Annotated in this window: 11 protein-coding genes; 6 read left to right on the forward strand and 5 right to left on the reverse strand. The window is 71.4% G+C overall.

Annotation, left to right across the window (positions count from 1 at the left end; translation table 11 throughout):
- The coding region (locus N790_RS02625) for a biotin/lipoyl-containing protein (RefSeq protein WP_043800344.1) at window positions 1-293 on the reverse strand (293 nt) is incomplete at its 3' end.
- Between the two features lie 137 nt (window positions 294-430).
- Window positions 431-1168 (reverse strand): DUF2884 family protein, encoded by a 738-nt coding sequence (locus N790_RS02630; RefSeq protein WP_043800346.1) that lies wholly within the window; start codon window positions 1166-1168, stop codon window positions 431-433.
- A 205-nt stretch (window positions 1169-1373) separates the two neighbouring features.
- On the opposite strand from N790_RS02630, the gene N790_RS02635 reads away from it, so the two are divergent.
- Entirely contained in the window at window positions 1374-1985 is a 612-nt protein-coding gene (locus N790_RS02635; RefSeq protein ID WP_043800348.1) for an OmpW/AlkL family protein, read from the forward strand.
- Window positions 1986-2033: 48 nt separating this feature from the next.
- Here the strand turns inward: N790_RS02635 and N790_RS02640 are convergent, their stop codons facing one another.
- Window positions 2034-2546 carry an EF-hand domain-containing protein gene (locus N790_RS02640; protein ID WP_052385629.1) on the reverse strand — a complete coding sequence of 171 codons (513 nt, stop codon included), beginning with the start codon at window positions 2544-2546 and terminating at the stop codon, window positions 2034-2036.
- Between the two features lie 160 nt (window positions 2547-2706).
- On the opposite strand from N790_RS02640, the gene N790_RS02645 reads away from it, so the two are divergent.
- The 3 genes from N790_RS02645 to N790_RS02655 all read left to right on the forward strand — a co-directional run bounded on the left by N790_RS02645 (window position 2707) and on the right by N790_RS02655 (window position 5130).
- Window positions 2707-3576 (forward strand): hypothetical protein, encoded by an 870-nt coding sequence (locus N790_RS02645; RefSeq protein WP_043800350.1) that lies wholly within the window; start codon window positions 2707-2709, stop codon window positions 3574-3576.
- 137 nt (window positions 3577-3713) lie between these two features.
- Window positions 3714-4136: a hypothetical protein gene (locus N790_RS16260; RefSeq protein ID WP_169742133.1), complete on the forward strand. Its 423-nt coding sequence runs from the start codon at window positions 3714-3716 to the stop codon at window positions 4134-4136.
- Window positions 4123-5130, forward strand: a complete 1008-nt coding sequence (locus N790_RS02655; RefSeq protein ID WP_052385630.1) for a GlxA family transcriptional regulator — start codon at window positions 4123-4125, stop codon at window positions 5128-5130. Before N790_RS16260 ends, N790_RS02655 begins: the two co-directional genes overlap by 14 nt.
- Here N790_RS02655 and N790_RS02660 read toward each other — a convergent pair.
- Window positions 5080-6267, reverse strand: a complete 1188-nt coding sequence (locus N790_RS02660; protein WP_043800354.1) for an acyltransferase family protein — start codon at window positions 6265-6267, stop codon at window positions 5080-5082. The two genes, N790_RS02655 and N790_RS02660, sit on opposite strands and share 51 nt — an antisense overlap.
- Before the next feature lie 153 nt (window positions 6268-6420).
- Here N790_RS02660 and N790_RS02665 point away from each other — a divergent pair, with 153 nt between their 5' ends.
- Window positions 6421-7299: a LytTR family DNA-binding domain-containing protein gene (locus tag N790_RS02665; protein WP_043800355.1), complete on the forward strand. Its 879-nt coding sequence runs from the start codon at window positions 6421-6423 to the stop codon at window positions 7297-7299.
- A gap of 4 nt (window positions 7300-7303) precedes the next feature.
- On the opposite strand, the gene N790_RS02670 is transcribed toward N790_RS02665, so the two are convergent.
- Window positions 7304-7963, reverse strand: coding sequence for a sterol desaturase family protein (locus N790_RS02670; RefSeq protein ID WP_211251936.1), 660 nt, complete (start codon window positions 7961-7963; stop codon window positions 7304-7306).
- 102 nt (window positions 7964-8065) lie between these two features.
- Here N790_RS02670 and dinB point away from each other — a divergent pair, with 102 nt between their 5' ends.
- Window positions 8066-9148, forward strand: coding sequence for a DNA polymerase IV (gene dinB, locus N790_RS02675; RefSeq protein ID WP_043800359.1), 1083 nt, complete (start codon window positions 8066-8068; stop codon window positions 9146-9148).
- The last annotated feature ends 325 nt before the right edge of the window (window positions 9149-9473 follow it).

The raw sequence follows: 9473 nt of genomic DNA on the forward strand, positions 1-9473 counted from the left end.
GCCGGCTTTGCTCCGGCAGGCTTGGCGGCGGCCGGGGCCGGGGCCGCGGCAGCCGACGGCTCGATCAGCGCCACCACCGAACCTTCCGAGAGCTCGTCGCCGACCTTCACCTTCAGCTCGCGCACGATGCCGTCGAAGGGCGCCGGCACTTCCATCGTGGCCTTGTCGGATTCGAGCGTGACCAGGCCCTGGTCCTTCTTCACCGCGTCGCCGGGCTGCACGAGCAGCTCGATCACCGGCACGTCCTTGTCAGCGCCGATATCCGGCACCCGCGCTTCCTTGAGCTCGGCCATGGTCCACCTGGGTTTCATTTCGCTGGGTCGGCTATTGTCCCCCCGTTTCCCGCAAAAAAAACCCCCCGGGGGGTGCCGGGGGGCGTGGGGAGCGCAAACACCGGCGGGCGCGCGTGCTGTACCGCGCCCGGGCGGGGTCATTCCGGACCCGAGCGCAAGAGATCCAGCCGCTCGCCGCCGGGCAGCCTGAATTCGAATTCCTCCTCGATCGCGTCCAGCGCCGCCACCTGCGCGCACAGCGCTTCGGCGCGCCGTTCCAGCGCCTTGGCGCGGGGCTCGACCAGGCGTTCGATCTCGGCCTCCATGCGCTCGGCGCGGGCCTCGAGCGCCTCGGCGCGGGCGGTGTCGCCGGAGAAAGCGGCCGCGAGCGCGGACTTCACGATGTCGCCCACCAGCGCCGGCACCAGGCTGGCCACGGCTTCTTCCATCACCGCGTCCAGGGCCTCGTCGTCGATGGCGGCGGTGCTGGCGCGGTCGAGCTGGCGCATCACCTCGCGGCGGGCGTCGTGCAGCTTGGCCAGGGTTTGGTCCGGGTCGTCCGACAGGCCGCGGGCCACTTCCGACAGCGCGGTGAAAGCGATGTCCACCGCCTCGAGCGCGACCTCGCGCACTTCCGGCGCCATGCGCAGGGCCTGGGCTTCGTAGCGCTCCAGGCGGGCCTGGTCGGCGGCGCCCAGGGCCATGGCCTTGCCATCGACGAGCAGGCGGCCGCGGCGGATCTCGATGCGTTCGGGGGTGCCTCCCTCGCGCTCGAAACGCAGGCTGTCCTCGTCGAGGCTCAGGTCGTAGTCGGACTGCACGTCGCAGTGCAGGTCGCCGGCGAAGGCGCCTCCCGCGGCGGTCGACAGGGCGATCAGGAGCAGGGCGCGTTTCATGGGGTTCTCCGGCGGGGTTCCATGGCTGTGATGCACAGGGTGGGCCATGGGTTGCGGCCGGTCGTGTGCCAAAAGCGACCATGACTGGGGTCACGGGCATTCACCCGGCGTGGACGCCGGCCTCACCGCCGGTTGATGCCGGGCCGCGCAGCCTCTGTGCGCCGGTGCCCGTGCCGGCGCCCCGACCACATTCCAGGAGCCCCCCATGTCCCGCCTCGTGCTGACCAGCCTCGCCCTCGCCGCCGCCTTCGCCGCCACCAGCGCCAACGCCCAGGGCTTCAGCGCCACCCTTGGCTACCACAACACCAACCCGAAGTCGGACAACGGCACCCTGGCCGGCGCCGACGCCAGCGTGAACGACGACTGGAGCGTCACCGGCAGCGCCGCCTATGCCTTCAACGACAACTTCTCGGTCGAGCTGTGGAGCGGCCTGGCCAAGTTCGAGCACGAAGTGACCCTCGCCGGCCTGGGCACCGTGGCCTCGGTCGAGCACCGCCCGACCACGCTGAGCCTGAACTACCACTTCGCGCCGGACAGCGTGGTGCGCCCGTTCGTGGGCATCGGCTACGGCTGGGTGAACGTGTCGGGCGAAGAAACCCTGGGTGCGCTGGCCGGCCTGGGCATCGACGGCTCGAACGCCGACGGCATCAGCTTCAGCGCCGGCCTGGACTGGTTCGTCAACGACAACTTCTTCCTGCGCGCCGACGTGCGCAAGCTGTCGTTCGACACCGACGTGACCGTCGAAACCCTGGGCAACGTCGGCACCGCCGAGGTGGACCCGGTGGTGTACGGCATCAGCGCCGGCCTGCGCTTCTGATTCACCGCGCGGGCGGGGGCGTGTTCGCGCACCCCGCCCGCGACGCACTCACTTCGCGCGCGCGGCCTGCCGCTTCGCGCGCATCTCCTGGCGGTGGGCCCGGAACTCCTCGTGGCTCAGCTCGCCATTGCCGTCCTTGTCGATGGCGGCGAAGTTCTCCGCCAGCTTCGGCACCTTGTCGCCCAGCTCGGCGCGGCTGATGGCGCCGTTGCGGTCGTCGTCCATGCCCAGGAACAGGCCCTGGTGGAAGGTCCTGCGCGCGTGCATGCCGCGCCGGCCGTGGTGCATCTTCGCGCGCATCTGCGCGAGTTCTTCCTTGTCGATGCCGCCGTCGGCGTTGGCGTCGATGCGATCGAAGTTTTCCGCCAGCCGCGGCGCGTGCCCGGCGGCCTCGGCCTTGTCGAGCTTGCCGTCGCCGTTCTTGTCTGCTTCGGCGAAACGCGCCTCGGCCTTGGCGCGCCACTCGGCGCGCATCGCCTCGCGGTCGGCGGGCGCGGCCGGCTGGGCCAGCACGAGGCCGCTGGCCAGGGCCAGGGCGGTAAAAAGCAGGGTCTTGCGCATGGCAGGTCTCCGTTGCGTGGCGGTGTATTCCGCCGATGCCCCCTAGAACGTCCAGGGCCCCGCCGCGTTGACGCGGTGCCGGCTGGACGCGCGAACAGTTCAGCTTGCCGCTGCCCCGGGCCTGCGGCATGGTGCGCGCAAAGCCCCCCGGAGACGCCGCATGAACGCACGCACCCCGATCGCCCTGGCCCTGCTGCTGGCGTTGGCCGCCTGCTCGCGCGACGCGGCCCCGCCGCCGGCCGAAACGCCCGCCGCTGCACCCGCGCCCGTCGCCGAAGCGCCGGCGCCCGCGGAAGCGGAAGCCGCGCCGCCCGCCGGCCAGGTGCCGCGCGCCTTCCTGTGCCGCGGCAACGAACCCTTCTGGGCGCTGGACCTGGCCGTGGACAACGCCCTGCTCAAGACGCCCGAAGGCGAAACCGTGCTGGCCGGCGAGCTGCGCGCCACCGACGGCGGCGCCTGGACCTTCCGCGGCGCGCCGGAAGACAGCCCGGGCGACGCCGTGGGCGCCCTGCTCTCGCCCGCGCAGTGTTTCGACACCATGGCCGACGGCCCGGCCATGCCCTTCAGCGCCGCGGTGAACTTCGCCGACGGCAGCACCGCCAACGGCTGCTGCACCGCCGAATACGGCCTCGACCTGGGCGCCGCGCCGGCCTTCGACGCCGCCACCAAGGCCGACGACGACTGGTCGCGGCAGTTGCCCTCGCTGGCCACGGCGGTGTCGCGCTGCGCGCTCGACGCCGGCGTGGCCACCGACGTGGTCACCAAGGCCTGGCCGATGAACCGCGGCAAGGCCACCGTGCGCCTGCGCGACAGCGGGATGGCGCGCTTCGACTGCCTGGTGGACCTGGGCAGCGGCGAAATCGAATCGGTGCAGCCCGTGGCCGAGGCCGACACGGCGCCCGGCGAAGGTTCGCCGCTGTGGCTGCCGGTGCGCGAGAACCCGCCGGTGCTGCACTGCGGCCGGGTCGAGCGCGTGACCGGCGCCGACGGGGCCACCACCGGCTGGCTGCACTACCCCGAGGGCTGCTGATCCGGGAATCCGCCCCCCCGGGCGGGTGAATGTCTGATTTGGCCCGCAAGGTGGCGTTTTCGCCACTGCCGGGCGAAACTCGCCAGCGCGACCCTGTGCTCACCCCGGGCCCCCGCCCGTCCCGCACGGAGTCACCCATGAAACGCCTGATGCTGGCCGCCCTGCTCGCCACGCTGTCCCTCGCCGCTTCCGCCGCCGAGCCGGTGGCCGACGAGGCCGTCTTCGTCGAAGGCGCCCGCTACGACGCCGTCCTGCGCCGCCAGGAACAAAGCTGGCGCCTGCTGCCCGCCGAGGGCCGCGACGTGAAGCTGCGCGTGGCCGAAACCTGCCATGCCGGCAGCCCGCCGCCGCGCGGCCTGTGGCTGCTCACCACCGGCCGCGATGGCCGGCCCACCCTGCTGGCGCCTTCCGCCACGCCGCTGCCGGCGGGCCACCCCGGCGAAGTGGTGCTGGTGCCCTGCGGCCAGCCGCTGCCCACCGGCACGCCGGCGCTGGCCGTGCCGGAAACGCTGGTGGCCTGGCTGGCCGAAAACTCCGGAGCCGTCTATGTCGCGGACTGAGCAGCGCTTCACCGTCGGCCTGCTGGCGCTGGATGGCGCCATGGCCTCCAGCCTGGTCGGGCCGATGGACATGCTGCGCATCGCCCAGAAGCTGGCCCAGGTGCGCGACCCGGCCACGCCGCTGCGGCTGCAGACGGTGCTGGTCGGCGCCCGCGGCCAGGCCAGCTTCAGCGATTCCGGCGGCCTGGCGCTGGGCCCGGTGCATTCGCCCGACCACGCACTGGACGTGCTGGTGGTGCCGGGCTACATGCATTCGAGCGCGCACGACGCCGTGGAACGGCTGGGCCAGTACGGTCCCGAGATCGAACTGCTGCGCGCGCTGTCGCTGCGCGGCGTGCCGCTGGCGGCCAGCTGCTGCGGCGCCTTCCTGCTGGCCGAGGCCGGCCTGCTCGACGGCCACGAGGCCACCACCAGCTGGTGGCTCGACGGCGCCTTCCGCCGCCGCTACCCGCGCGTGAAGCTGTCGGTGGACCGCATGGTGGTGGAGGACGACGGCGTCACCACCACCGGCGCCAGCACCGCCGTGATGGGCTACATGCTGCAGCTGCTGGCGCGCCACGCCGACCCGGCCCTGGCCCAGCACACCGCGCGCATGATGCTCATCGACCCCGACCGCCAGAGCCAGGCGCCCTACATCAGCCTGGCCCTGGGCGAACGCCCGCGGCATTCGCTGTCGGAGAAGGCCGAGGCCTTCCTGCAGCGCGAACTGCACCGCGAACTGAGCATCGCCGAGCTCGCCGGCCACTGCGGCACCAGCGAGCGCAGCCTGCTGCGGCACTTCCGCCAGCACTACGGCGCCAGCCCGCTGGCGCACCTGCAGCACCTGCGGGTGGAGCGCGCCAAGGCGCTGCTGGAAACCACGCTGCTGAGCTTCGAGGAAATCGTCGAACGCTGCGGTTATTCCGACGCCTCGAGCTTCCGCAAGCTGTTCAAGCGCGCCACCTCACTGACGCCCGCCGACTACCGCGAGCGCTTCCGGCTGCGGGCGCACTGACGGCTTGCGGCGCTTGAGGCCGAACAGCGGGCGCAGCCAGGCAACGCGGCGAACGATTTCGTGGCCGAGCAGGCAAGCGGCCACCGTGCCCGCGACCACCAGGCTCGCTTCCAGCCACGCGTCCAGTTGCAGCGGCACCAGCCAGTAGGCGACCACCACGGTGGCGCTCTGGTGGATCACGTACCAGGGGAACACCGCCTCGCTGGCATAGGGCAGCCAGCGGAACGGCCGGTCGAGGCCGTGCTTCGCCCAGGCCAGGATGGCCAGCAGCGTGGTCCACACGAACAGGCCGCGCAGGCTGCGCACCGCGGCCAGCGCCGGTTCGCCGAATTCGACGCCCGACTTCACCAGGCCCACGTACACCACGCACATCGCGGCCGCGCCCAGGCCCAGCGGCCGGCGCAGGCGGACGATTTCCTCCCAGAACCCGCGCGCGCGGGCCAGCAGGTAGCCATAGACGAACACGGTGAAGAACTGGGCATGCTGGAACCAGTCGTGGATCAGGTCGTTGGTGGCCTCGAAGCGCGGCAGCAGGACGTTGAGGTAAACCACCAGCGGCAGCGCCGGCAGCAGCACCAGGGCCCCGCCGCGCAGCCCGGCGAAGGCCGCCTGCAGGCGCCGGCCGGGCGCCGATTCCAGCAGCGGCAGCAGCGCGGTGAGCAGCAGGCTGTAGGGCCACAGGTAGGCCAGGTACCACAGGTGGTTCCAGGTGATGCCGTATTCGGCGCCGTCGAAGCCGCCCTCGGGCCAGGGCTTGACCTGCCAGTAGCGCCACAGGAACTCCAGGTAGCCCGGGCGGACGGTGCCGTTGACCACGCCCTGGCAGTAGGCCTGCACCGACACCACCACGAACATGCCGAACAGCAGCGGCGGCAGCAGGCGCCAGGTGCGGTCCAGGGCGAAGCGGCCGGGGTGCCGGGCCGGCTGGTACAGGCCGATGGCCAGGCCGGAAACCAGGAACAGCAGGGCCATGCGCCAGCGGTTCATGGCCAGCATGGGCCACTGCAGCCATTCGGCCAGGTGGGTGCTCTTGAGGTGCCAGTCCCACTCGGCCACGTAGAGCATGGCGCAGTGGTAGGCGATGAGCAGGAGGAAGGCGAGGACGCGCAGGGCGTCGAGGTCGTGGCGGCGTTCCATGGGGGGCTCCGGTGGATTCGCGGCCAGACTGGGGCGGGCCGGCGCCGGCGCCCAGCGCGAAGGGACGCGCCGGGGGCCGCCGGGGACGAACCGCGGACGGCAGGGACGAACGGGGCTGGCCTTCCTGCGCCCCGGGCTGTCTAGAATCGGGCGATGGCCGACGCTTCCCCTGCCCCCGGCGCCTACGAGCGCTACCTGCCCTACCGACGCTGGGTCGAGTGGGGGTATTGGATCTGCACCGCGCTGGCGAGCATGGTGGGCAACGCCCTGACGGTGGGCATGGAAATGCGCCGGGCCGGCCTGCCCCACCACCCGGCCGAGCCCTGGATCTGGGAGGGCAGCAGCAACCTGGTCTTCCTGGCGCTGGTGCCGGCGGTGGCCTGGTTCACCCGGCGCTACCCGCTGCACCTCGACACCTGGCGCCGGCGGCTGCCGGCCTACCTGCTGGCCAGCGTGGCGTTTTCCGCCCTGCACGTGGTGGCCATGGTGGGCCTGCGCATGGCCATCTACGCCAGCGCGGGCGACAGCTACGACTTCGGCCACTGGGGCCGGCAGTTCGCCTACGAATACCTCAAGGACGTGCGCAGCTTCGCCGGCATGGTGCTGCTGATGGAGGCCTACCGCTTCCTGCTGCGCCGGCTGCAGGGCGAGGCCAGCCTGCTGGCCGCGCCGGACGACGACGCGCCGCCGGTGGAGCCGATCGATCGGCCGGAGCGTTTCCTGGTGCGCAAGCTGGGCCGTGAATTCCTGGTGGCGGCGGCCGACATCGAATGGCTGCAGGCCTCGGGCAATTACGTGAACCTGCGGGTGCGCGGCCGCGACTACCCGCTGCGAAGCACGATCTCGGCGCTCGAATCGCGGCTGGACCCGGCCCGCTTCCAGCGCGTGCACCGCAGCCACATCGTCAACCTCGACCAGGTGGCCAGCATCGAGCCGCTCGACACCGGCGACGCCCGCATCCACCTGCGCGACGGCAGCACCTTGCCCTGCAGCCGGCGTTACCGGGCCGCGCTGCGCGAACGCACGGCCTGAGGCCTCAGCGCGGCGGCCGGTACAGGGTGCCGAACAGCCAGTCGCCCAGCGGGTAGGTGATGTTGAAGTTGTAGCGCGACATCAGCTTGGGGTCGTGGTGGGCCTGGTGCAGCCAGCGCAGCCTGCGCACCAGCCCCAGGCGCGCCAGCCAGTGCGTTTCCGGCAGGTGGTAGGCGGTGTGCAGGATTTCGTAGTTCAGGAAATACGCCAGCGCCGAGGCCACGAACAGCCAGGCGACGTTGGCCGACACGACCGCGTCGAGCAGGAACCAGACCGGCACGCCGAACAGGCCGAAGAAGAAGACGACCAGCACCGGCGGGAACAGCAGCGCGCGGAAATCGCGCGGTGAATCCACCGGCATGGCCTCGTGGGTGAAGAAGCGGTGGTGCTGGCCGGCGTGGCGCTTGTAGACCAGGCCCAGGCCGCGGAACGGCCGGTGCATGGGATAGCGGTGGCCCAGGTACTCGGTGAGGTTGGCGTAGGCCAGCGACAGCGGCACCGCCAGCCATTCCAGCGGCCGCACCGCTTCCAGCTGCCAGAGGCAGGCCAGCAGCACCAGCCCGCCCACCCCGAAGGTGAACAGCGCATGCCACTGCCCGCGATACCCCGCCGGGATCAGCGTGGCCCGGTACTCCGCCCGATACCTCTCGACATGCTCCGGCACCACCCGCGCTCTCCCTGGACATGGGGTCGGGCAACATAGTCGTTTCAAACCTTGTACCCAGGCAAATATGTTCGCGGGGCCCATTTGCCGGACAATGGGAGGATGGGCGGGGTTCGGAAGATCGTGCACGTGGACATGGACGCGTTCTACGCGTCGGTGGAACAGCGCGACGACCCTTCCCTGCGCGGACGGCCGGTGGTGGTGGCCTGGCGCGGGGCGCGCTCGGTGGTGTGCGCCGCCAGCTACGAGGCGCGCAGGTTCGGCGTGCGCTCGGCGATGCCGGCGCTGCGGGCCGAGAAGCTCTGCCCCGACGCGGTGTTCGTGCCGCCCGACTTCGCCCGCTACAAGGCCGTGTCGCGCCAGGTGCGGGAAATCTTCCAGCGCCACACCGACCTGATCGAACCGCTCTCGCTCGACGAGGCCTACCTCGACGTCACTGAAAACAAGCAGGGCCTAGCCAGCGCCACCGCCGTGGCCGAGGCCATCCGCGCCGCCATCCGCGAAGAGACCCGCCTCACCGCCTCGGCCGGCATCGCGCCCAACAAGTTCCTGGCCAAGATCGCCAGCGACTGGCGCAAGCCCGACGGCCAGTTCGTGGTGAAGCCGGCGATGGTGCTCGACTTCCTGGCCCCGCTTCCGGTGGGCAAGCTGCCGGGCGTGGGCAAGGTGATGGAATCGCGCCTGCAGGCCCTGGGCATCGCCACCGTCGGCCAGCTGCGCGCGCACGGCGGCAACGAACTCGAGCGCCGCTTCGGCCGCTGGGGCCGGCGCCTGCACGAACTATCGCTCGGCATCGACGACCACCCGGTGGAAAGCGAGCGCCCCACCACCCAGGTCTCCGCCGAGGACACCTTCGAACACGACGTGCCGCTGGAACAGACCGGCGACGCCATCCGCCGCCTCGCCGAAAAGGCCTGGGCCGGGGCGAAGCGCGAGCTTGAACGCAGCCCGCGCACCGTGGTGCTCAAACTCAAGACCGCCGACTTCCGCATCCTCACCCGCAGTCTCACCCCGCCCACGCCGCCGACGTCGCTGGCGCAGTTCACCGAGATCGCGCTGGAGCTGCGCCAGCGCGTGGAACTGCCCGCGCGCACGCGCTACCGGCTGGTGGGCGTGGGCCTGGCGAACTTCCGCCGCAACGACGAACTGCCGCCGCAGGGCGGGCTGTTCGACGCGCCGGGCTGAGGCAGAAAAAGGTTCTTCACCCAAGTCCGGGAAGGTTTGGTCGGTTCTTCTTTGCCCACTGAACTGGCGCCGGCCCCACCGCGAAGGCGCGGGTCGATTCCTGCTCGGTGAAGCCTTTATCTCCCAGGAATCGACCCTCGCCTTCACGGCGTGTCCGGTGCGTGGCACCAGGTTGGCTGGACGAAAGGCCCGTCACTGCCCGCTCCGGTGCTTGCGCGTCACGCTCGGGGGCCAAGGCGAAACATTTTTCTTGCGGATCCGGCCGGGCTAAATCGGTCCAGACACCAACCAGGGCATGACTTGTCGTTCGCGTCCCTTCGGACGC

The organism is Arenimonas malthae CC-JY-1 (genome assembly GCF_000747075.1).
In the GTDB taxonomy this organism is placed as follows: domain Bacteria; phylum Pseudomonadota; class Gammaproteobacteria; order Xanthomonadales; family Xanthomonadaceae; genus Arenimonas; species Arenimonas malthae.